At 63.1% G+C, this 21,505-nt stretch carries 21 protein-coding genes; 6 read left to right on the top strand and 15 right to left on the bottom strand.

Features of this window, described 5'->3' with window-relative positions:
- The first annotated feature begins 169 nt into the window (after positions 1 to 169).
- Positions 170 to 736, top strand: coding sequence for a methyltransferase family protein (locus tag NKH23_RS14120; RefSeq protein ID WP_352912743.1), 567 nt, complete (start codon positions 170 to 172; stop codon positions 734 to 736).
- On the opposite strand, the gene NKH23_RS14115 is transcribed toward NKH23_RS14120, so the two are convergent.
- The 4 genes from NKH23_RS14115 to ettA form a co-directional block, all read right to left on the bottom strand.
- Complete coding sequence (locus tag NKH23_RS14115; RefSeq protein WP_352578734.1) at positions 737 to 1,858, bottom strand: beta-ketoacyl-ACP synthase III; 1,122 nt, start codon at positions 1,856 to 1,858, stop codon at positions 737 to 739.
- Between the two features lie 119 nt (positions 1,859 to 1,977).
- Positions 1,978 to 2,313 (bottom strand): hypothetical protein, encoded by a 336-nt coding sequence (locus tag NKH23_RS14110; protein ID WP_352912742.1) that lies wholly within the window; start codon positions 2,311 to 2,313, stop codon positions 1,978 to 1,980.
- A 117-nt stretch (positions 2,314 to 2,430) separates the two neighbouring features.
- Positions 2,431 to 3,201 (bottom strand): trans-aconitate 2-methyltransferase, encoded by a 771-nt coding sequence (tam, locus tag NKH23_RS14105; protein ID WP_352912741.1) that lies wholly within the window; start codon positions 3,199 to 3,201, stop codon positions 2,431 to 2,433.
- A 45-nt stretch (positions 3,202 to 3,246) separates the two neighbouring features.
- On the bottom strand, positions 3,247 to 4,896 hold the full coding sequence (gene ettA / locus NKH23_RS14100) for an energy-dependent translational throttle protein EttA (RefSeq protein ID WP_352912740.1): 1,650 nt from the start codon (positions 4,894 to 4,896) through the stop codon (positions 3,247 to 3,249).
- A 242-nt stretch (positions 4,897 to 5,138) separates the two neighbouring features.
- Here ettA and NKH23_RS14095 point away from each other — a divergent pair, with 242 nt between their 5' ends.
- Positions 5,139 to 6,434, top strand: a complete 1,296-nt coding sequence (locus NKH23_RS14095) for a GGDEF domain-containing protein (RefSeq protein WP_353034982.1) — start codon at positions 5,139 to 5,141, stop codon at positions 6,432 to 6,434.
- Between the two features lie 27 nt (positions 6,435 to 6,461).
- Here NKH23_RS14095 and NKH23_RS14090 read toward each other — a convergent pair whose 3' ends face one another.
- Together NKH23_RS14090 and NKH23_RS14085 are read right to left on the bottom strand one after the other, a co-directional pair.
- Positions 6,462 to 7,076, bottom strand: a complete 615-nt coding sequence (locus NKH23_RS14090; RefSeq protein WP_352912738.1) for a hypothetical protein — start codon at positions 7,074 to 7,076, stop codon at positions 6,462 to 6,464.
- Between the two features lie 72 nt (positions 7,077 to 7,148).
- The gene (locus NKH23_RS14085) at positions 7,149 to 8,162 is read right to left on the bottom strand and encodes a ribonuclease T2 family protein (protein WP_353034980.1); all 1,014 of its coding nucleotides are present in this window, start codon (positions 8,160 to 8,162) and stop codon (positions 7,149 to 7,151) included.
- Positions 8,163 to 8,340: 178 nt separating this feature from the next.
- Here NKH23_RS14085 and NKH23_RS14080 point away from each other — a divergent pair, with 178 nt between their 5' ends.
- From NKH23_RS14080 to NKH23_RS14070, 3 genes are all read left to right on the top strand, one after another.
- The gene (locus NKH23_RS14080; protein WP_352912737.1) at positions 8,341 to 9,276 is read left to right on the top strand and encodes an alpha/beta fold hydrolase; all 936 of its coding nucleotides are present in this window, start codon (positions 8,341 to 8,343) and stop codon (positions 9,274 to 9,276) included.
- Between the two features lie 164 nt (positions 9,277 to 9,440).
- Positions 9,441 to 10,616, top strand: coding sequence for a CaiB/BaiF CoA transferase family protein (locus NKH23_RS14075; protein WP_352979626.1), 1,176 nt, complete (start codon positions 9,441 to 9,443; stop codon positions 10,614 to 10,616).
- A complete protein-coding gene (locus tag NKH23_RS14070) occupies positions 10,613 to 12,262 on the top strand; it encodes a thiamine pyrophosphate-binding protein (protein ID WP_352912735.1) in 1,650 nt (549 codons plus the stop codon). The genes NKH23_RS14075 and NKH23_RS14070 overlap by 4 nt, the downstream gene beginning before the upstream one ends.
- A 40-nt stretch (positions 12,263 to 12,302) precedes the next feature.
- Here the strand turns inward: NKH23_RS14070 and NKH23_RS14065 are convergent, their stop codons facing one another.
- The 5 genes from NKH23_RS14065 to NKH23_RS14045 all read right to left on the bottom strand — a co-directional run bounded on the left by NKH23_RS14065 (position 12,303) and on the right by NKH23_RS14045 (position 17,143).
- Positions 12,303 to 12,746 (bottom strand): CHRD domain-containing protein, encoded by a 444-nt coding sequence (locus NKH23_RS14065; RefSeq protein WP_352912734.1) that lies wholly within the window; start codon positions 12,744 to 12,746, stop codon positions 12,303 to 12,305.
- Positions 12,747 to 12,891: 145 nt separating this feature from the next.
- Positions 12,892 to 13,863, bottom strand: coding sequence for an ABC transporter substrate-binding protein (locus NKH23_RS14060; RefSeq protein WP_023675876.1), 972 nt, complete (start codon positions 13,861 to 13,863; stop codon positions 12,892 to 12,894).
- Between the two features lie 40 nt (positions 13,864 to 13,903).
- Entirely contained in the window at positions 13,904 to 15,040 is a 1,137-nt protein-coding gene (locus NKH23_RS14055) for an ABC transporter permease (RefSeq protein ID WP_352912733.1), read from the bottom strand.
- A complete protein-coding gene (locus NKH23_RS14050; protein ID WP_352979630.1) occupies positions 15,037 to 15,915 on the bottom strand; it encodes an ABC transporter permease in 879 nt (292 codons plus the stop codon). Before NKH23_RS14050 ends, NKH23_RS14055 begins: the two co-directional genes overlap by 4 nt.
- 436 nt (positions 15,916 to 16,351) lie before the next feature.
- Positions 16,352 to 17,143, bottom strand: a complete 792-nt coding sequence (locus tag NKH23_RS14045; RefSeq protein WP_352912731.1) for an ABC transporter ATP-binding protein — start codon at positions 17,141 to 17,143, stop codon at positions 16,352 to 16,354.
- A 158-nt stretch (positions 17,144 to 17,301) separates the two neighbouring features.
- Here NKH23_RS14045 and NKH23_RS14040 point away from each other — a divergent pair, with 158 nt between their 5' ends.
- On the top strand, positions 17,302 to 17,706 hold the full coding sequence (locus NKH23_RS14040; protein ID WP_352912730.1) for a cupin domain-containing protein: 405 nt from the start codon (positions 17,302 to 17,304) through the stop codon (positions 17,704 to 17,706).
- 35 nt (positions 17,707 to 17,741) lie between these two features.
- Here NKH23_RS14040 and NKH23_RS14035 read toward each other — a convergent pair whose 3' ends face one another.
- The 4 genes from NKH23_RS14035 to NKH23_RS14020 all read right to left on the bottom strand — a co-directional run bounded on the left by NKH23_RS14035 (position 17,742) and on the right by NKH23_RS14020 (position 21,329).
- A complete protein-coding gene (locus NKH23_RS14035; RefSeq protein ID WP_352912729.1) occupies positions 17,742 to 18,083 on the bottom strand; it encodes a hypothetical protein in 342 nt (113 codons plus the stop codon).
- Positions 18,084 to 18,112: 29 nt separating this feature from the next.
- Positions 18,113 to 19,564: a dihydropyrimidinase gene (gene hydA, locus NKH23_RS14030; protein ID WP_352912728.1), complete on the bottom strand. Its 1,452-nt coding sequence runs from the start codon at positions 19,562 to 19,564 to the stop codon at positions 18,113 to 18,115.
- A 64-nt stretch (positions 19,565 to 19,628) separates the two neighbouring features.
- Positions 19,629 to 20,879: a Zn-dependent hydrolase gene (locus NKH23_RS14025; protein ID WP_352912727.1), complete on the bottom strand. Its 1,251-nt coding sequence runs from the start codon at positions 20,877 to 20,879 to the stop codon at positions 19,629 to 19,631.
- Positions 20,880 to 20,882: 3 nt separating this feature from the next.
- Positions 20,883 to 21,329 carry an endonuclease domain-containing protein gene (locus NKH23_RS14020; RefSeq protein WP_352564410.1) on the bottom strand — a complete coding sequence of 149 codons (447 nt, stop codon included), beginning with the start codon at positions 21,327 to 21,329 and terminating at the stop codon, positions 20,883 to 20,885.
- Positions 21,330 to 21,505: the final 176 nt, after the last annotated feature.

Raw genomic sequence — 21,505 nt, 5'->3', positions numbered from 1 at the left:
GGGTCCAGTCGAAAGCGTTGATGCTCCAATCAAGACGGCTGATACGGGTCGGCACCACCAGCTTCCCGGTTGAATCAGCCCCATGCAAAAGCGTGCCGCATTGCTGCCGCGCTGCATCGGTTGATAATATCGGTCAGGTTAAGCCCGCGGAGGTTATGCGGAGGTTATCATGCATCCCGCATCGGCAATCGCGCAGCTCTGGCTACTCTGGGTTGTCTCATGGGCCGCGGCCGCCTTCTGGGCCGACCGGGCCGAAAAACGCGCCGGCTTCGAGGCCGAACTGCCCTACCGGGCGGTGCTGGTGGTCGGCACGATCCTGCTCTTCATCCCGGCGCACGGTTATGCCGGCCCGCTGAGGCTTTGGACGCCGAACCTTGCCGAAGCGTGGATCTGCGTCGCGCTGATTGCTGCAGGCCTGGCATTTGCCTGGTGGGCGCGGCTGCATCTCGGCCGCCTGTGGTCGGGCACGGTCACCGCCAAGGCAGAGCACCGCGTCATCGACACCGGTCCCTACCGGCTGGTTCGCCACCCGATCTACACCGGGCTGCTTCTGGCGATCCTCGCCACCATGGCGGCGAAAGGCACCGTCTGGGGCGTTGCCGGCGCCATTCTTCTCACTGCCGGCATCGTCATGAAGGCAAGGCTGGAGGAGCGTTTTCTGCGCGGCGAACTGGGTAGCGCTTACGACGACTATGCCAGGCGCGTTCCGATGCTGGTTCCGTTCGCGCGGAAATAGTCAGAGCATGCGCAACAGCGCGCCGCCGATCGAGTAGCCGGCGCCGAAGGCGCAGAGCAGGCCGTAGTCGCCGGCTTTCATATCGGCATGGTTCTCCGACAGGGCGATGATGGCACCGGCGGCAGCCGTGTTGCCGAGGCGCTCCAGCACCATCGGCGCGCGGTCATGGTCGACGTCATGGCCGAACGACAGTTTCAGGATCATGGCGTTCATCCGCGCATTGGCCTGATGCAGCCAGAAGCGCCGGATCGCTTGCGGAGTCAGCCCGTGTTCGGCCAGGAACTCGACAATGAACTTGTGGCCGGCGACGGTGACTTCCTTGAACACCTTGTTGCCGATCTGCTTGATCAGATTGCCTTCCAGATCGATCATGTACGGATCGTCCTGGGTGGCGCGGGTATAATAGCCGAGATTGGTACGGATGCTGTTCGACATCTGCGTCCAGGCGCGCGTGTCGAGCACCTCGAAGCGTCCCGGCCGCTTCTCGCCCTGGGCGAGCCCCTCGACGATCATCGACACGGAAGCGTCGCCGAAGATGAAATGCGTCTGCCGGTCGCGAAAATTGAGATGGCCGGTGATGATCTCCGGCGTCGTCACCAGCACGCGTTTGTGCGCCCCTGCCCGCACCAGATTGACCGCAATGTGCAACGCCGCCGCCGCCGAAGAGCAGCCAAGCCCCATGTCGAAGCCGGCGCCTTTCGTGCCCAGCGCCTGCTGCATTTCGATGGCGATAGCCGGATAGGGCCGCTGATGGTGCGAGGCCGAGCAGATCACCAGGTCGATATCCCCGGGCTTCAGCCCGGCATGATCGAGCGCCTTGCCGGCCGAGGCGATGCCGAACTCGGCCTCCAGCGACAGCGCATCGTCGGGCCGGGCCGGGAAGCGCGGCGCCATGCGGGTCGGGTCGAGGATGCCCTCCCGTTCGATGACATGGCGGGTCTGGACGCCCGAGGCATGGACGATGAAGGCACTGTCCGATTTCTGCAGGAGCGGCTCGCCCGACACCTCGCGGCGGACGTTCTCCATGTCCACCCAGCTGTTGAAGCTGGCGACGAGCTCCTCATTGGTGATCGAAGCTTCGGGGATTTCAACGCCGATGCCGCTGATGATGACGCGATGCATTTCCAGTTCGTCCCGTGCGCAGGCGTTGCGGCTTCATGTCGACGCCGCAATAAGCTCGGCGCAACCTCTTTTGCACCTAGCCAGTTTATGCCGGCTTAAATCAAGTCCCTGGAAGGTCTTTACCAGGCGCAGAGCTTGGTATTGGTCTGCGGGTTGTTCCAGCAGGCACCGTCATCGTTGCTGCGCACGAATTGCCCGGGCAGCGGCACGTTGCGGCGGCCGAGATTGACATAGCCATAGGCAAAACCCGGCCCGTCGATCTCCAGGACGTAAGTCGGATAGCCCGGCGCCGAGATGCGAAAGCTGCCGGCATCGTCCAGCGCCCGGTAGCTGCACGAGAAATAGCCGTCGTCGCTGGTGAAGCAGCGCGCTCGCTTGGCCTCCGCCGATATCGAAAAGGCAAGCACAGCGGCCGCACAAATGCTGCCGCCGAAAATGAGCTTTTTCAGTGTCATCATCCACCCCCCAATGGCCCATGAAGGGCCGTTATCCCTTCCCCAGCGAGATGCGCATGACGGCGAAAGCCGGTCAAGCATCCGCTGCTGGCTGTTTTTGGGTGTAGCTAAGAGTTTCTAGGCAGAACGCCGCGCCACGATGAAGACACGGGGAAAGCGCAGCAACACCTTGCCGCTTGCCATTTTCGGATAGGCTTCGCTGATCCTGTCCGTGTAGCGCTTCAGGAAAAGTTGTCGCTCGTCTTGATCGAGCGGATCGAGGAACGGCTTCAGCCCGGTCGACTTCACCCATTCGACGATCGCCTCGGCATCGGTCAGCGGATGGTTGTAGATCGTGTGCCAGATATCGAGCCGATCCGCGAATGGCGACAAAAGGTCGTAATAGAACGCGACCGGCGGCAGCGGCGCGCGGGCAGCGTCGCCGAGCTTTTCGGCAAACGGCATCTCGGCCGCGGTCTCCCGCATCAGCCGGTGCGATGGCTCGCCCATATTGTCCGGCATCTGCACGGCAAGCGCGCCGCCGGGCGCCAAAAATCCCATCAGCCGCTGGAAGACCGCCGGATGCTCCGGCAGCCATTGAAACACCGCATTGGCGAAGATCACGTCGACGGGTTCGTTCGGCTGCCACGTCGCCGCATCCGCCAAGGCAAAGGTGACGCCGGGCAGGCCGGCCTTCGCCTTCTCGATCATGTCGGGCGACGTATCGAAGCCGCTGATCTGCGCCTGCGGCCAGCGCTCGACCAGCAATTCGGTCGAATTACCCGGCCCGCAGCCGATGTCGACAACCCGGCGCGGTGCGTGCACCGGCACCTGCGCGACCAGATCGCGCGCCGGCCGGGTGCGCTCATCCTCGAATTTCAGGTAGAGGGCGGCGGACCAATCGGCCATCTTGGTTCCTCAGATCATTTGAGAATTCGCCGCCCTGTAAATGTCTTACCGCGTCAGCCGCTTATACGTCATCCTGTGCGGGTTGACCGCATCCGGACCAAGCCGGCGGATCTTGTCCTGCTCGTAATCCTCGAAATTGCCTTCGAACCATTCGACGTGGCTGTCGCCCTCGAAGGCGAGGATGTGCGTCGCCAGACGATCGAGGAACATGCGATCGTGCGAGATGATGACGGCGCAGCCGGCGAAGCTCTCGAGCGCGTCTTCAAGTGCGGCCAGCGTTTCGGTATCGAGATCGTTCGTCGGTTCGTCGAGCAGCAGCACGTTGCCGCCGGTCTTCAGCATCTTGGCCAGATGCACGCGGTTGCGCTGGCCGCCGGATAGGTTGCCGACCTTCTGCTGCTGGTCGCCGCCGCGGAAATTGAACGATGCGCAATAGGCGCGGGTGTTGGCTTCGAACTTGCCGAGCTTGACCACTTCGGCGCCGCCCGAGATCTCTTCCCAGACGGTCTTGGTCGGGTCGAGTGCGTCGCGGCTCTGATCGACATAACCGAGCTTGACCGTCTCGCCGACGCGGATGGTGCCGGCGTCCGGCTTTTCCTGGCCGGTGATCATGCGGAACAGCGTCGTCTTGCCGGCGCCGTTCGGGCCGATGACGCCGACGATGCCGCCCGGCGGCAGCTTGAATTCAAGATCGTCGATCAAAAGCGTGTCGCCAAAGCCCTTCGACAGGCCCTCGACCTCGATCACCACATTACCGAGCCGCTCGCCATGCGGAATGACGATCTGCGTGTCGCTCGGACGCCGCTTGTCGGCGGCATCCAGCAGGTCCTGGAACGCCTGGATACGCGCTTTCGACTTGGTCTGCCGGGCCTTCGGGCTGGACTGGATCCACTCGCGCTCGCGGCCGATCGCCCGCTGGCGCGCATCGTCCTCGCGGCCTTCCTGCTTGAGCCGCTTGGCCTTGGCTTCGAGATATTTGGTGTAGTTGCCCTCATAGGGAATGCCGCGGCCGCGGTCGAGCTCGAGGATCCATCCGGTGACATTGTCGAGGAAGTAGCGATCGTGGGTGATGATCATCACCGCGCCCGGATAGGCGCGCAGATGCTTTTCCAGCCACGCCGTCGTCTCGGCGTCGAGATGGTTGGTCGGCTCGTCGAGCAGCAGAAGGTCGGGCTGGCGCAGCAGCAGCTGGCAGAGCGCGACGCGGCGCCGCTCGCCGCCCGACAGCTTGGTGACGTCGGCGTCCTTGGGCGGGCAGCCCAGCGCTTCCATCGCCATCTCGACCTGCTGTTCGAGATCCCACAGGTTGAGCCGGTCCATCTCGTCCTGGAGTTTGGCCGACTCGTCGGCCGTCTCGTCGGAATAGTTCATCATCAATTCGTTGTAGCGCTCGATGATGGCAGTCTTGGCGGCGACGCCTTCCATGACGTTCTCGAACACGGTCTTGCTCGCATCGAGTGCCGGCTCCTGCGCCAGGTAACCGACGGTCGCGCCTTCGGCCAGCCACGCCTCGCCGCTCCACTCCTTGTCGATGCCGGCCATGATCTTGAGGATCGTCGACTTGCCGGCGCCGTTGGGACCGAGGATGCCGATCTTGGCGTCCGGGTAGAAGGACAGATGAATGTTCTCGAGCACCTTCTTGGTGCCGTAGGCCTTGTTGAGGCCGGCCATGTGATAGATGAACTGGCGTGCCACGCGCGCTTTCCCTGAAAAGTCGACTGATGTCGGATTGAATGGAAGTTGGGGGCTATGTAAGCGATGCGGCCCCGAACGGCAAACAGTTTTGGCCCCAAGCGGATTTGGTCGCACCCGCAAACGCTTAGCCGCTTCATTTCGTGCCGGCGCCCTTGCGAAAGCTCCCATTAACCATTCCGCGTCAAAACAGTGTTGGATGGGAAATCGCTGGCAGCCGCGATTTCGGGGAGAGAGATCGGGCCGTGCTGAACAGTTTCCTGCTTTTTGCCGAAGCGGTTCTCTATTTCGGCATCATGGTCACGCTTTTCCGGTTCAGGGGCCGCATCGGCCTCGGCGTCTTTGTCTGCGCTCTTGGCGTCATGCATTTCCTGGAAACCTACCTCGCCAGCGTCTTCTACGTCGCGCTGCCGTTCGGCATGGTATCGCCGGGTTCGGCCGTGCTGTTTTCCGGCAAGCTGGTCATGCTGCTCCTGCTCTACATCAAGGAGGACGCGGCAACCGTCCGGCAGCCCATCTACGGCCTGCTGCTCGGCAATGCCCTGATGATCGGCCTCGTGCTGATCCTGCGCCTGCACGATATTGCCGCCCTGCCCGGCGGCAAGCTTCCCGACATCGGCTTCATCGACGAGATGGGCTGGCTGATGGTGTGGGGCACGACGCTGCTGTTCATCGACGCCATCCTGATCATCCTGCTCTATGAAAAGCTCGGCAAATATCTGCGCAAGGCGCTTTTCACCCGCATCCTGGTCTCCGTCGCCTGCGTGCTCACCTTCGACCAGGCAGGCTTTTTCACGGCGCTGCATTTCGTCACCGGTGCGCCGGTGGCGGTGTTCTTTGGCGGCTGGTTCGCCAAGATGGCAGCGGCCCTGGTCTACAGCACTATGCTGGTCGCCTATATCAGGTGGTTCGAGGCGCGGCAGGTGCCGGCGCCGCGCGGGCTTTCCGACATTTTCGACACGCTGACCTATCGCGAGCGCTATGAAGCGCTGGTCGAGCATGTCGGTCGCGACGGCCTCGCCGGCCTGCTGCACAGGGGGCGCTTCGACAGCGATGGCGAGGCCGCCGTTGCAACCAGCCTGCGAACCGCCAGGCCGCTCAGCCTGCTGATCATCGATGTCGACCACTTCAAATCGATCAACGACCGCTTCGGCCATGCCGAGGGCGACAAGGTGCTGAAAGCCCTGGCGATTTTGCTTGGCGAACTTGTCGGGACCGAAGATCAATTGTTCAGGATCGGCGGCGAGGAATTCGCCATCCTCGGCTGGCGTCCGCAGCCGCTCGCCAGACTGCTGGGCGAAACCGTCAGGCAAGCGGTCAAGACGTCCGCAAGCACCAGCCGGTTCGACATCACCGTCAGCGCCGGCATCTCGACAGTCAGCGAGACGACCCGTTGCCTTGCCGATCTCTTTGCGCTCGCCGACCAGCGTCTCTACAAGGCCAAATCGACCGGACGCGATCGCGTTGTCGGCGAACCGGGCGGCAACGAAGCAGACGGCCGCAACACATGGACCAGGCCGGAGCGCAGCGCCGGCGCGTAACGCTACCCTGGCCTCCGATTGGCTCAATCAGGATCGTTTGCGCCGCTGCCATCCGCCGATCGCAACCGAAATCGCCATCAGCGCGATCGCCAGCCATTTCAACGCGGTAATAATCGGACCGGCATCGATGTCGTAGGCAATGAACAGAAGGATGCCCGGCATCAGCAGGCCGCAGAGCACGAGCGTGATCCGGTTGATCTGCCATGACACTTTTGCGGCAAGCGCCTGGTCGCCGGGCACGGCGACGAGCGCGGCACGTAGCGACTTCGGCGCCACCAGTGCGGTCGAAAGACTCAGCGAAATCGGCAGGCCGATGCCGATGATCAGGAAGGCGCATGCCGCCAGGAGCAGCGAAAACTTGAGCGCACTGGTTTCGGCCGGCACCGGGAACAGCAGCGCCGCCAGCGGCAGGAAGACACCGAAGATCCCGAGCGCAGCAATGGCGATGAAGATCGCCGCGTTGACCAGCGTGAACAATTGGTAGGTGCCGCCGCCGACGGGTTTGGCAAGCGTGGTCATGCGCACCCACTCCACTTCGGTGTAGGAAAAGCCCGGCCACTCCATATGGCCGTCGCGGATCGCCGTCATGCCCTTGGCCCAGAACGCCAGCCGCGCCAGCGCGCCGCTCGTCATGCCACTCATCGCCACCCCCTACGAATGATGCCCAGGGATCATACCATCCCCGGTGCAAAGCGACAGTTGCGTTCGGCCTGTCTACTGGAACCCGACGGCATCGACCGTGCCCTTCGGGCAGCCGGCCTTGGTTGTCGGTGCCGAGGCAAGCAGCAGGGCACCGAGCGAGGCGTTCGAGGCGATCGGGCCGGCCAGGCCGAGCGTCAGCTCGCCGATCAGCCGCCTGCCGCTCGAGGGATCGACCACGCAGGATACGCGGACCCGGTCGCCCGCGCCTTTGCCGAAGGCACTGTCGAAGGTGCTGGCAATCTGATCGGACGTGAGCTGCTTGCCGATGTTCTTGGTGAAGAGATCGCGCACCGGCGAAGCGTTCACCGCGCGCATCAGGTTCAAGGCGTCGGAGAAATACTCCTGCTGGCTCTTGCCGTAGCAGGTGCCGTGCTTGATCCATTCATGCCTTTCGAGGGCGGATGCGGTGCCCGGCATCACCTGGTCGAGTTCCGACCGCGTATTCGGGTCCAGCGTGACCGGCGGCAAATCCCGCCAGTGCGCCGGATCGTCGTTCGCCTTGTCGCCTGCCGCGACCTGGCAATAGAAATTTCCATTCGGCTGCGGCCACAACCCATGCAAGGTGAAGTGGGTCGCATCGAAACCGGCGGCGGTCTGCGCCCGGCATTCGGCCTTGCTGGATTTGGTCTCACAGAAAGCCGGCTGCCAGCTCAGCGCGAAGACATATTCCGGTTTTCCGGACGCCGATGGCTTGTTCGGATCGGCAGGCGCCGGTGCAGCCGGCATCGTCGATGCGCTGCCGCCCGAAACGTGGCCGCAGCCGGTCTTGACCCAGCGGCGCTCCGGATCGGCGCCCGGCACGCGAATGAGATAGTGCGTGGGCACGTCCTTGTTGCCGGCCAGGAGATCATAGCTCTGGCCAGCCGCGGTCGAGATGTTGCCGGGATTCTTGCCGCTCTTGATCGCCTGCGTTGCCGGACAGGCGGTATCGGCGACGAAAGCGCCGGTCATCTTCACATCGGCCCGCGCCGCGCCGGCAAGCAGCACGGCCGCAAGCGCCAATCCGAAAACAAAACCTGTCCGCATAAGGGTCCCTCGGCTGAAAAACTGCGGCAACAGACTGCCGATGCCACCATGTCAGAATTGCGAACGTGCGGTAAACGTCAGCGCGCAAATCGGTCACGCCGGATTGACGCAAAACCGGCGCCGGCGCAAACAAAACTCGCGTCCGGTATCGTGTCGGGGCGTTGGAGACGACGCGGCGATGTCATTCGACCAACAGCTTGTGCTTCGATCGCCGACCGGCGCCGAGCTCAACCTTTATGTGAAACACGCCATCGGCCAACCGCGCGCCATCGTTCAGATCAACCACGGGTTGGCCGAACACGCCGCGCGCTATGCCCGCTTCGCCGATTTCCTCGGCGCGCGCGGCTACCAGGTCTTCGCGCACGACCACCGTGGCCACGGCGCCACCAAGGCGCCCGACGCGCCACCTGGCAGGTTCGCCGATGCGAATGGCGGTGCCAAGGTCATCGCCGATGTCGCCGCCGTCCACGATCTGATCGCCAGGGAAAGGGCTGGCCTGCCGGTCATCGTCTTCGGCCATTCCTTGGGCGCGTCGGTCGCGCTGAACTTTGTCCTCCGCAACTCGGCGCGCATCCATGCCGCCGCGATCTGGAACGGCAATTTCTCGGCCGGACTGCTCGGCCAAATCGCGCTGGCCATGCTTGGTTGGGAAAAGTTCCGGCTTGGCTCAGACGTGCCGTCGCGCATGCTGCCCCGGCTGACGTTCCGGGCCTGGGGCAAGGCGGTGCCCAATCGCCGGACGCCGTTCGACTGGCTGTCGCGCGATGCCGTTGAAGTCGAGAAATACATCGCCGACCCGCTCTGCGGCTGGGACGCATCGGTGTCGATGTGGCAGGACATCGTCAAGATGACGCTGCATTGCGGCAGCGACCGCAATTTTTCCGGCGTGCGGCGCGACCTGTTCGTCAATCTGGTCGGAGGCGAGCAGGATCCGGCCTCGGACGGCGGCAAGGCGGTCAGCCATCTTGCCGGCCGGATGCACATGATGGGTTTTTCGAATCTCGTTTCAAAGGTTTACGCCGAAACCCGCCACGAAAGCCTGAACGAGATCAATCGAGACATCATCATGGAGGATTTTGCCGCCTGGGCCGACCGTGTGCTGAGGGCACAGTGATACTTGGCCCATTGCAAGGGCCGTGACAGCGGCACCCGGGATTGATAGTGGGATGTCGCCCAAAGCATGCCCTTGGGCTCGACCCGAGGGTGCGCAGCGGTTTTGGGATAACGACATGCACAAAAAAGATCTAAGCCTGCGCTTTCGACCAACCATGGTGATCCATGACTGAGCCTCCGCTCAAAGGCATCCGCGTCATCGAACTCGCGCGCATCCTTGCCGGGCCATGGGCCGGGCAGTTGCTTGCCGACCTCGGCGCCGACGTGATCAAGGTCGAAAGCCCGGACGGCGGCGACGACACCCGCAAATGGGGACCGCCCTTCGTCATCGGCCATGACGGCGAGAACCTTTCGGCCGCCTATTACCATTCCTGCAACCGCGGCAAGCGCTCCATCGCCATCGATTTCTCGACGCTCGAGGGCGCCGAGAGGGTGCGCCGACTGGTCGCGACATCGGACGTGCTGATCGAAAACTTCAAAGTCGGCGGACTGAAGAAATACGGCCTCGACTATGACGGCCTGAAGAAAATCAACCCGCGGCTGATCTATTGCTCGATCACCGGTTTTGGCCAGTCGGGACCGTACGCCCCGCGCGCCGGTTATGATTTCATCATCCAGGCCATGGCCGGCATGATGTCGATCACCGGCGAAGCCGGCCGCGAACCGCAGAAGGCGGGCGTGGCTATTTCAGATGTTTTCACCGGGCTTTATTCGGTCATTGCCATCCAGGCGGCCCTTCGCCATGCCGAGAAGACCGGCAAAGGCCAGCATATCGACATGGCGCTCTTCGACACCCAGATCTCGACGCTCGGCAACCAGAACCTCAACTATCTCGTCTCCGGACAATCGCCGGTGCAGATGGGCAATGCGCATATGAACATCGCGCCCTACGAAGTGGTGCCGGTGAAAAATGGCCACATCATCCTGGCGGTCGGCAATGACGGCCAGTTCGCAAAGTTCTGCGCTGCCGTCGGTCTCGACGAGCTGGCGTCGAACCCTGACTTCGCCACCAATCCCGCCCGCGTCGCCAACCGGGCGAAGCTGCGCGAGCACATGATCGAGGCGCTGAAAGCCTTCGATCGCGACCCGCTGCTGGCCAGACTCGAGACAGCCGGAGTGCCGGCCAGCCCTATCAACAACATCGGCCAGATGTTTGCCGACCCGCAGACCATCGAGCGCGGCATGCGGCTCGACCTCGATGACGGCCATGGCAATCTCTTGCCCTCGGTGCGGGCGCCGATGGTCATGTCCGGCACGCCGCTGGTCTATGAGCGCCCGTCGCCGCGTCTCGGCGAACACACCGAAGAAATCCTTGCCGAACTGGAGAGGTCAGGAAAATGAAGACCGGCGGACAACTCATCGTCGATGCGCTCGAAGCCAACGGAACGGACCGTATCTATTGCGTGCCCGGCGAATCCTATCTGGCGGTGCTCGACGCGCTGCATGATTCACCGATCCGCACCATCGTCTGCCGCCAGGAGGGCGGTGCCGCAATGATGGCCGACTGCCATGGCCGCCTGACCGGCAGGCCCGGCATCTGCTTCGTCACCCGCGGCCCGGGCGCCACCAATGCTTCGGCCGGCATCCACATCGCCATGCAGGATTCAGTCCCCCTCATCCTGTTCATCGGCCAGGTCGCTAGCCACGCCAAGGGGCGCGAGGCATTCCAGGAGGTCGACTACGTCAGGTTCTTCGGCGATATCGCCAAATGGGTGGTCGAGATCGACGACGCCGCGCGCATCCCCGAATTTGTCACACGCGCTTTTTCGGTGGCGACGTCCGGCCGGCCCGGCCCGGTCGTCATCTCGCTGCCCGAGGACATGCTGACCAGCCTCGCCGAGGCACCGGAAGCCCGGCATTACACCCCTGTCGAGACGCGGCCTGGCGAAATCGAGCTCGACGCGCTGGAAGTGTTGCTCAACAAGGCAAAGCGGCCCTTCGTCATCCTCGGCGGGACGCGCTGGGACGCGGAGGCCGTTGCACGGATGCGGGCGATAGCCGAAGCCTGGTCGCTGCCGGTCGGCTGCTCCTTCCGCCGCCAGATGCTGTTCGACCATCTCCACCCAAACTATGCCGGCGATGTCGGCATCGGCATCAATCCCAAGGTAGCAACCGCCATCAAGCAGGCCGACCTTGTGCTGCTGATCGGCGGCCGCATGGGCGAGATGCCGTCGTCCGACTACACGCTGCTGAAGAGCCCCTACCCCGACCAGACGCTGGTCCATATCCATGCCGACGCCGGCGAACTCGGCCGCGTCTACCGGCCGGCGCTGGCGATCAATGCCTCGCCTGCCGCTTTCGTCGAAGCCTTTGCCAGACGCAAGCCGGCCGCAACGCCGGTGTGGGCGGCGGAGGCAGCGAAGCTGCATGCCGCGTATCTCGACTGGTCGACGCCACCGGAAAGTGGGCCCGGCGCCGTCCAGATGGGGCCGATCATGAATTATCTCGAAACGATGCTCCCGGACGACGCCATCCTCACCAATGGCGCCGGCAACTACGCCACCTGGGTGCATCGTTACCATCGGTTCCGGCGTTTCGGCACGCAAGCCGCGCCCACGTCAGGCTCAATGGGCTACGGCACGCCGGCGGCGGTCGCCGCCAAGCAGCTTTTCCCCGACCGCGACGTGATCGCCTTCGCCGGCGACGGCTGTTTCCTGATGAACGGCCAGGAATTCGCCACCGCCGTGCAATACGGGCTGCCGATCATCGTCATCGTCGTCAACAATGGCATCTACGGCACCATCCGCATGCATCAGGAGCGCGAATATCCCGGACGCGTCGTCGCTACGGATTTGAGGAATCCCGACTTTGCTGCTTTGGCCCGCGCCTATGGCGGCCATGGCGAGACCGTGGAAAAGACCGCCGACTTCGCGGCGGCCTTCGAGCGGGCGCGGGCCAGCGGCAAGCCGTCGATCGTCGAGATCAGGCTCGACCCCGAAGCCATCACGCCGACCCGCACGATGACCCAGATTCGCGACAAGGCCTGACAAAACAGGGCAGTTGCCCTGTTTTGTCGTCGTGATCTGCCTATTCGGCCTTCTCGATCTGGCCGCGGATCTCGCCGTCCGCGTGGGCCGCGGTGTGGATGTTGACGTAGTATTTGCCCGCCTCAAGATCGGTGGCCTGGGCATCGGTCAATGTCGCCGAACCCTTGATCGGGCTCTTCAGCTTGCCTTCGAACGGTACCACCGGGTCGGCGTTTTGACCCTTTTCCGCCGGGCCGTGAATGTGTGCGGCCTTCGCCGGTCCGCTGAGGCCGGAATATCTCACGGTCCAGCTGAGTTTCTTGGTGGCGGTGTTGAACCTGAGCGTGGCGGTGCCCTTGCCCTTCGTGGTGACGGGCGGGTTCTGCTGAGCACCATCGAGCGTCGCCGTCATCTTTACGGTTTCGGCCAGGGCCGGTGACACCGAGAAGATGGCTGCAGAAATGGCCAGCGCCGAAAGCATCGGCGTGAAGGACTGGATGCGCATGGAAACCTCCGTTGTGACATCCTTGAGTTGGATGCACCGGCACAACGATTTTGCGAGCGGATGTTTCCGCGGGTAACGTTCATTTTACCCCACTAAAAAGGGGCGGTCACCCGCCCCTTTTCCGCTACAAGCCAGTTTGACAGCCCTATTTGATGGCCTTGTCGGTGATCGCTGTCGTGTAGGCGCCGGTCGGCTCCTTGCTGATGATCTTCTGGTCGAGCAGCGCCTTGGCGGTGCGCTCGTAGGTCGCCGGATCGAGCTTGCCATCGGCATTGTCGATCAGCTTGGCGACTTCGCCCATCATCCGCTTTTGGTGGTTCTCGTCCTGGCCGCCATTGTCCATGACGATGCCGGCCGCCTCGTCGGAATTGTCGACGGCGTATTTCCAGCCCTTCATCGAAGCGCGCACGAAACGCACCATCTTGTCCTCGAAGGCCGGATCCTTGAGCTTGTCCTCCAACGCATAGAGCCCGTCTTCGAGCAGATCGTTGCCCATGGCGGAATAGTTGAAGACGGTTAGCTCTTCCGGCTTGTAGCCGGCGTCGATGAGCTGCCAGTACTCGTTATAGGTCATGACCGAAATGCAATCCGCCTGCTTCTGGATCAGCGGCTGCACGTCGAAGCTCTGCTTGAGCACGGTGACGCCGTCCGGCCCGCCGTCGGTCTTGAGGCCAAGCTTGTTCATCCAGGCATAGAACGGATACTCGTTGCCGAAGAACCAGACGCCGAGCGTGTGGCCCTTGAAGTCGGCTTCCGTCTTGATCGGGCCGTCCTTCGGGCAGACCAGCTCCATGCCGGCCTTCTTGAACGGCTGGGCGATGTTGACCAGCGGCACGCCCTTCTCGCGCGCAGCCAGCGCACCGCCCATCCAGTCGACGATGACGTCGGCGCCGCCGCCGGCAATAACCTGCTCCGGTGCAATGTCCGGGCCGCCGGGCTTGATGTCGACGTCGAGGCCCTCGGCGTCATAGAAGCCCTTGGCCTTGGCGACATAATAGCCGGCGAACTGTGCCTGGGTGACCCACTTCAGCTGCAGCGTCACCTTGTCTGCGGCCATCGCCTGGAACGCGGCAAGCGACATCGCGCCGGCCAGCATCGAAACAACAAGTCTTTTCATGTTTTTACCCTCTGAAGTTAGCGCCCTAAACCCACCGCCCCTATCCACCACGGACAGAGGGATGCCAAAACGTGATTGCTCTCTCGAAAAGAGCGACCACGCCATAAAAGACCGAACCCGCAAGTGCTGCAACTGCGATTTCCGCCCACACCATGTCGATGTTCATCCGCCCGACTTCCGTCGAAATGCGGAATCCCATGCCGACCACCGGGGTGCCGAAGAACTCGGCGACGATGGCGCCGATCAGCGCCAGCGTCGAATTGATCTTCAACGCATTGAAGATGAAGGGTGCCGCCGCCGGCAGCCGCAGCTTGAACAGCGTCTGCCAGTAGCTCGAGGCGTAGGTGCGCATCAGGTCGCGCTCCATATGGCCGGAGGCGGCAAGCCCGGCGACGGTGTTCACCAGCATCGGGAAGAAGGTCATGATGATGACCACCGCTGCCTTCGACTGCCAGTCGAAGCCAAACCACATGACCATGATCGGCGCGACGCCGATGATCGGCAGCGCCGACACCATATTGCCGATCGGCAAAAGCCCGCGCCGCAGGAACGGCACGCGGTCGGCGGCTATGGCAACGAGGAAGCCGGCGCTGCTCCCCACCACATAGCCGAAGATGACCGCCTTGAAGATGGTCTGCCTGACATCGGCCCCCAGCACCGGCAGCGAGCCGACGATGCGTGCACCGATGGCGCTTGGCGGCGGCAACAGGATGAAGGGAATGCCGGCACCACGCGTCACCGCTTCCCAGATGATCAGGATCCAGGCGCCGAAGATGGCCGGAATGATCAGGCGCAGGGCGGTTGACGCCCAGCGCGATGTCGGGCGAAACGACGACAAGACCGTTACGCAGCGCCAGGCCAAAAACCACGCCGCGGCGAGCAGCAGATAGAAGGAGCCGCGAGCGCTGCCTTCATTGCCGGTTATGCCGGCGAGCAGCATCCACGCCGCGCCGTGCGCGCCAAGGAACAGCAACACCACCCCGATCATCGGTGGCAAGTTGTCGGCTTCGATTGCCACGAGCAGCAAAATGAAAATCAAAACCGTAGTCGCCATGCCGTAACCGGGCGTAGCACTGACGAGCGGCCAAAGAAGCAGCGCGCCGACAAGCAGGACAAGCGCGGCATACCCTTGCCAGGATCGAGGGGTGATTGAGGAAAGGCTCAGGATGGAGCTCATGCCGGCCTCCCGCCCATGGCGCGGTCGACTAGGCGCCCGGCAATGCCGACCAGCATAACCAGCAGTGCCGCGACCACCGAGCCGGCAACCAGCGCCGACCAGATGTCGATCGTCTGGCTGTAGTAGGCGCCGGCGAGCAATTTGGCGCCGATGCCGGCGACGGCGCCGGTCGGCAGCTCGCCGACGATCGCGCCGACCAGGCTGGCGGCCACCGCCACCTTCATCGAGGTGAACAGGAACGGCACCGAGGCCGGCACCCGTAATTTCCAGAAGGTCTGCGAGGGACTGGCATTATAGGTGTGCATCAGGTCGAGATGGGTGAGCTCGGGCGAGCGAAGCCCCTTCACCATGCCAACCACCACCGGGAAGAACGACAGATAGGTCGAGATCAGCGCCTTCGGAATCAGCCCGGTGATGCCGACCGCCGCCAGCACGACAATGATCATCGGCGCCACCGCCAGGATCGGAATGGTCTGCGAGGCGATGATCCACGGCATCAGACTGCGGTCGAGCGTCGCCACATGCACGATGCCGACGGCGATGACGATGCCGAGCGCCGAGCCGAAGGCAAAGCCGAGCAGTGTCGACGACAGCGTCACCCAGGCATTGTAGACAAGGCTGCGGTTCGAGGTAATGCTGCGCAGAAAGGTGTTTTCGAAAAAATTTACCGCCACCTGATGCGGCGCCGGCAGCGTCGGCTTCGGCTGTGCCAGCGTCTTGCCGATGAATTCCACAATGCCCGGTGTCTGATTGGCGCGGCGGTCGAGATCGCGCTGGAACGGCGCGTTGAGGATGACAGCCATGACGTACCAGACGACGACGACGCCCAGGAGAATCGAGGTCACCGGAACAAGCTTGTCGCGGAAGCTATCCATCTAGCGACACTCGGGTGCTTGGCGCCCTCCTCTCCCCAACGGGGAGAGGGTGGCCGGAGCGAAGCGGAGGCCGGGTACTTTCGCCCCGGCAATCGTTTCTTTCGTCTTCCTAGGGCCGAGCAGCCGCGAAGCGGCGTGCGTAAAGGGAGCGCCCAACCACGCTTTCGTCATCCTAGGGCGAAGCAAGGAGCGAAGCGACGCGGCGCAGACCCTAGGATCCATGCCGTTACCTTCCCGCTCCGCAACGGTGCGGAAAATGGCTCCCTGCGCACCGCTCCGAGTGGCGCTTATTCTCGACTGTTTGCGCCCTTCGGCCGAAGTCACGGCATGGATCCTAGGGTCTGCGCGCGCCGCTTCGCGGCGGCTCCGCCCTAGGATGACGAAGGCGTGGGTGGCCGCTTCGTCGTTAGGCGAAGCCGGAATCCTGTCCTGCGCCTCAATCATCATAGCTGTGCCCTGCCCTCAGCCCGTCGCGCACCCGTGCCGCGATGGCCAGGAACTCCGGCGTCTCGCGGATATCGAGCGGCCGCTTTTTCGGCAGCGTCGATTCTATTACGTCGCTGACACGCCCCGGGCGCGGCGACATCACGATGATGCGCGTCGACAGATAGACCGCCTCGGGGATCGAATGGGTGACGAAGCAGATGGTCTTGTTGGTTCGTTCCCAAAGCTCCAGCAGCTGTTCGTTGAGGTGGTCGCGCACGATCTCGTCGAGCGCGCCGAACGGCTCGTCCATCAACAAAAGGTCGGCGTCGAAGGCCAGCGCCCGTGCGATCGAGGCGCGCTGCTGCATGCCGCCCGAAAGCTGCCACGGGTATTTCTTCTCGAAGCCGCTGAGGTTGACGAGGTCGAGGGTTCGCTTGATGCGCGCCGCCTGCTCCGCCCTCGACAGTCCCATGATCTCCAGCGGCAGCGCCACATTGCGCTCGATCGTGCGCCACGGATAAAGTGCGGCCGCCTGGAAGACATAGCCATAGGCGCGGCTCTGGCGCGCCTGCTCGGGCGTCATGCCGTTGACGGAAATGGCTCCCGATGTCGGCTTCTCCAGATCGGCGATCACGCGCAGCAAGGTCGTCTTGCCGCAGCCGGACGGCCCGATGAAGGACACGAATTCGCCCTTGCCGATGGTCAGGTCGACATTCGACAGCGCCTGCACCGGACCGTCATTGGTCTGGAAGGTCAGGCCAAGCTTGCTTGCCGAAACAACGGTTGGCGATGCTCCCGTCATCGGCCGTAGCCTGTCGCTTCCGGCCACTGCCGCGGCCGGAATCCCATTGATTTTACCCCGATGTTGCTTTCCACTCGCCCAGTCCTACTCGCCCCAGTTTTACTCGCCCCAGTTCTGCTCGCCCTTGTCGCATCAGATAGACGCCCGGAGTTGCCCCGATGTCGCCCAAACCCACTTGCCATCTTATCCGCCCTGAAAGCTCTTATGAAGGCAAACAGGGCCTGAGTTATTTCGCCGGTATCGCCGCCGAAACAGTCGGCTCGTCCGGCATCTGCATGCATCTGCTGACCATGCCTCCGGGCGCCCGCGCCAAGGCGCATATGCACGAAAACCATGAAACCGCGATCTATGTGCTCTCCGGCGAAGTTCATACCTGGTATGGCGAGCGGCTCGAACAGCACATCGTGGTCAAGGCCGGTGATCTTTTCTATATTCCCCCCGGCGTGCCGCATCTGCCGGCCAATCTGAGCGACAGCCCCGCCTCGGCGGTCATCGCCCGCACCGACCCCAACGAACAGGAAAGCGTCGTCCTGCTGCCGGAACTGGACGGGTTGGTCGCCTGACGCCGGCATCGAGGCAGCAGCCGTCATCGGCACCGTCACGAACATGATTTCAGCGGCCCTATCTCCTCAAGGCCGGGAATGGTCACGAAGAAACCGTCCCCTCCTTTGTTGATGACCTTGACGACATCAGTGCTCGTCCCCTCCTCGCCCTCGGCGAAACAGGTGGAACTCAACAACAGGGTGCCAGGCGCCGTCGTCAGTCGCTGTGCGAACTGGCAGCCGCTGCCATAGGTTTCGACGCCGTCGGCGGTCAGCACGACATAATCGTCGCTGTCCTGATAACCGAGCCGTACACCAACGCAACCGACCTCATTGCCAAAGGAGCCGGCAAGGACGTCCGCCGCCGCCGGCCCGGCGGCAAGGATCACCGCGGCCATTGAGATAATCGCTCCCTGGCTCGCCAAGCTCAAACGCCCGTCGCCGGGATGCCTGTCCGTTCCACCTTGCGCGGCGCGGAAATTTCCTTCCACGTCGACAGCGCCCGATTGACCGCCGCATTCGGTTCGCGAGCGACGAACTCGCCATGGCCGGGCTTTGCCTTGACTTCGTTTTCCTCGATCGACAGTTCGCCGCGCGAGAAGACGAAGCGCGGCAGGCCGGTTACCTCAAAACCTTCGAAGACATTGTAGTCGATCACCGACTGCTGCTTCTTGGCCGTGATCTTCTTCTTGCGCTTCGGGTCCCATACGAGGATGTCGGCGTCCGCGCCTTCGACGATGGCGCCCTTTTTCGGGTACATGTTGAGGATCTTGGCGATGTTGGTCGAGGTCACCGCGACGAACTCGTTCATCGTCAGCCGGCCGGTTTTGACGCCGGTCGTCCACAGCACCGGCAAACGATCCTCGAGCCCGCCCGTGCCGTTCGGGATCTTGGTGAAGTCGCCGACGCCGTTGCGCTTCTGTTTGGTGGTGAAGGCACAATGGTCGGTCGCCACCACTTGCAGCGACCCGGCCTGCAGGCCGGCCCACAGCGAATCCTGGTGCCATTTGTTGCGGAAGGGCGGGCTCATGACGCGCCGCGCCGCATGGTCCCAGTCCTTGTTGAAATATTCGCTCTCGTCCAGCGTCAGGTGCTGGACCAGCGGCTCGCCGAACACCCGCATGCCTTTCTGGCGCGCCCGGCGAATGGCCTCGTGCGCCTGCTCGCAGGAGACATGCACGACATAGAGCGGCACGCCGGCCATGTCGGCGATCATGATGGCACGATTGGTCGCCTCGCCTTCGACTTCCGGCGGGCGCGAATAGGCGTGTCCCTCCGGGCCGCTATTGCCCGCCGCCAGCAGCTTTTGCGACAGTGCCGCCACCACGTCGCCATTCTCGGCATGGACCAGCGGCAGCGCGCCAAGGTCGGCGCAGCGCTGGAACGACGAATACAACTCGTCGTCGTCGACCATCAGCGCCCCCTTGTAGGCCATGAAATGCTTGAACGAGGTAATGCCCCTGTCGACGACGGTGGCCATCTCGTCGAACACCTGCTTGCCCCACCAGGTGATCGCCATGTGGAAGGAATAGTCGCAGGACGCCTTCGAAGTCTTGTTGTCCCACATCTGCAGGGCCTCGAGCAGAGACTGCTGCGGCGCCGGCAGGCAGAAATCGACGACCATCGTCGTGCCGCCGGCAAGCGCGGCGCGCGTGCCGCTCTCGAAATCGTCGGACGAATAGGTGCCCATGAACGGCATTTCGAGATGGGTGTGCGGGTCGATGCCGCCCGGCATCACATAGCAGCCGGTGGCGTCGAACTCGTGGTCGCCATGCAGGTCCGGGCCGATGGCGATGATCTTGCCGTGCTTGAACAGCACATCGGCCTTCCACGTCCGGTCGGCGGTGACGATGGTGCCATTCTTGATGACTTTGGACATTTTCTTGTTCCCTTATTCTCTTCGCGCTTCTTGCGAGCGGCGTTGCGAGGCGGCAGCTATCCCATCATACGACAATCACCGCCGTGTCGACCACCGCATGGAACAGCACGTCGGCGCCGGCCGCCGCCCATTCCTTGGTGATTTCCTCGGCCTCGTTGTGGCTGAGACCGTCGACACAGGGGCACATCACCATTGCGGTGGGTGCAACGCGGTTGATCCAGCAAGCGTCATGGCCGGCGCCGGAGACGATGTTGCGATGCGTATAACCCAGGCGCTCCGCCGCATCCCGCACAGCCTTGACGCAGCCCGCGTCGAAGGTGACCGGATCGAAATGGCCGACCTGATCGATTTGATATTTGATGTCGAGCGCGTCACAGATCGTGTCGATGCCTTCGCGGATGCGGCCGTCCATGGCGTCCAGCACCTCCTTTTCCGGCGAGCGGATGTCGATGGTGAAGACGGTGCGCCCGGCAATGATGTTGCGCGAGTTCGGATAAACCTCCATATGGCCGACCGCGCCGACGGCGTCGGGTTGGTAGTCCATGGCGATCTCGTGCACCAATTCGATCACGCGCGCCATGCCGAGCCCGGCATTGCGGCGCTTCGGCATCGGCGTCGAGCCGGTATGCGCCTCCTTGCCGGTCAGCGTCACCTGCAGCCATTTCAGTCCCTGGCCATGGGTGACGACACCGATGTCGATGCCCTCATCCTCGAGGATCGGGCCCTGCTCGATGTGCAATTCGAAGAAGGCGTGGATCTTGCGCTCGCCGACTTTCTCGGTACCCTTCCAGCCGATCCGTTCGAGCTCCTCGCCGAATTTCTTGCCGTCCTTGTCGACATGCGAATAAACGTCGGCCTGATCGAGCACGCCGGCGAAAACGCCGGACGCCATCATGGCCGGCGCAAAGCGCGCGCCTTCCTCGTTGGTCCAGTTGGTGACGACGATCGGGTGCTTTGTCTTGATGCCGAGATCGTTGAGCGAGCGCACGACCTCCAGGCCGCCGAGCACGCCGAGCACGCCGTCATACTTGCCGCCGGTCGGCTGGGTGTCGAGATGGCTGCCGACATAGACCGGCGGCAGGCTGGGATCGGTGCCTTCGCGGCGGGCAAACATCGTGCCCATCTCGTCGACGCCCATTTCGAGCCCCGCCTCATCGCACCAGCGCTTGAACAGGTGCCGCCCTTCGCCATCCTCGTCGGTAACGGTCTGGCGATTGTTGCCGCCGGCAATGCCAGGGCCGATCTTCGCCATCTCCATTATCGAATCCCACAAACGGTCTGAATTGATTCGCAGATTCTCGCCGGGGGCGGCCATATTCTAAAACCTCATTGGTTGCGGCACGCCAGCGTCCCCCTCCCCCTCGAGGGGAGGGTGGCCGCGAAGCGGTCGGGTGGGGTCGGCTGACATGCGCGCGACCTTCTCCTTGACCACCTGTGCGACATGCCAAGCGCTGTTTATGACATCGGGCTCATCGACGCGAAAGATGTCGAACCCAAGCGATCGCAGATAGGCATCACGGACGGCGTCGTGCCGTTTGCCCTTCTCCTGTTCGTGCAGATCACCATCGACTTCAACGACCAGCTTTACCGCAAGGCAAGTAAAGTCGACGATATAAGGCCCGATCGGACACTGGCGGCGGAATTTCATGCCGGCCGATTTCAATTCGCGCAGTTCATACCAAAGCAGCGATTCGCCTTTGGTCGCATGAACTCGAAGCGCGCGCGCCTTTTGGCGCATTTCGAAGCTCACGCGGGTCCGGGGCATCAGAGACACCTATGCGGCCGAAGGTCAGGTTGGCGCGCTGCCGCACCGACCCCACCCGGCCGCTTCGCGGCCACCCTCCCCTCGAGGGGGAGGGAAAGCTGCACCTGGTTCAATCCACCGCCCTCAGCACTTCGCGCACATGGTCGATCAATTCGTTGATCTGGCCCTTGGTGATG

It is taken from the genome of Mesorhizobium sp. M1328 (assembly GCF_040318075.1).
In the GTDB taxonomy this organism is placed as follows: Bacteria; Pseudomonadota; Alphaproteobacteria; order Rhizobiales; family Rhizobiaceae; genus Mesorhizobium.
The sequence above is the reverse complement of the archived record's forward strand: the minus strand, read 5'-3'. Positions and strand labels throughout refer to the sequence as shown.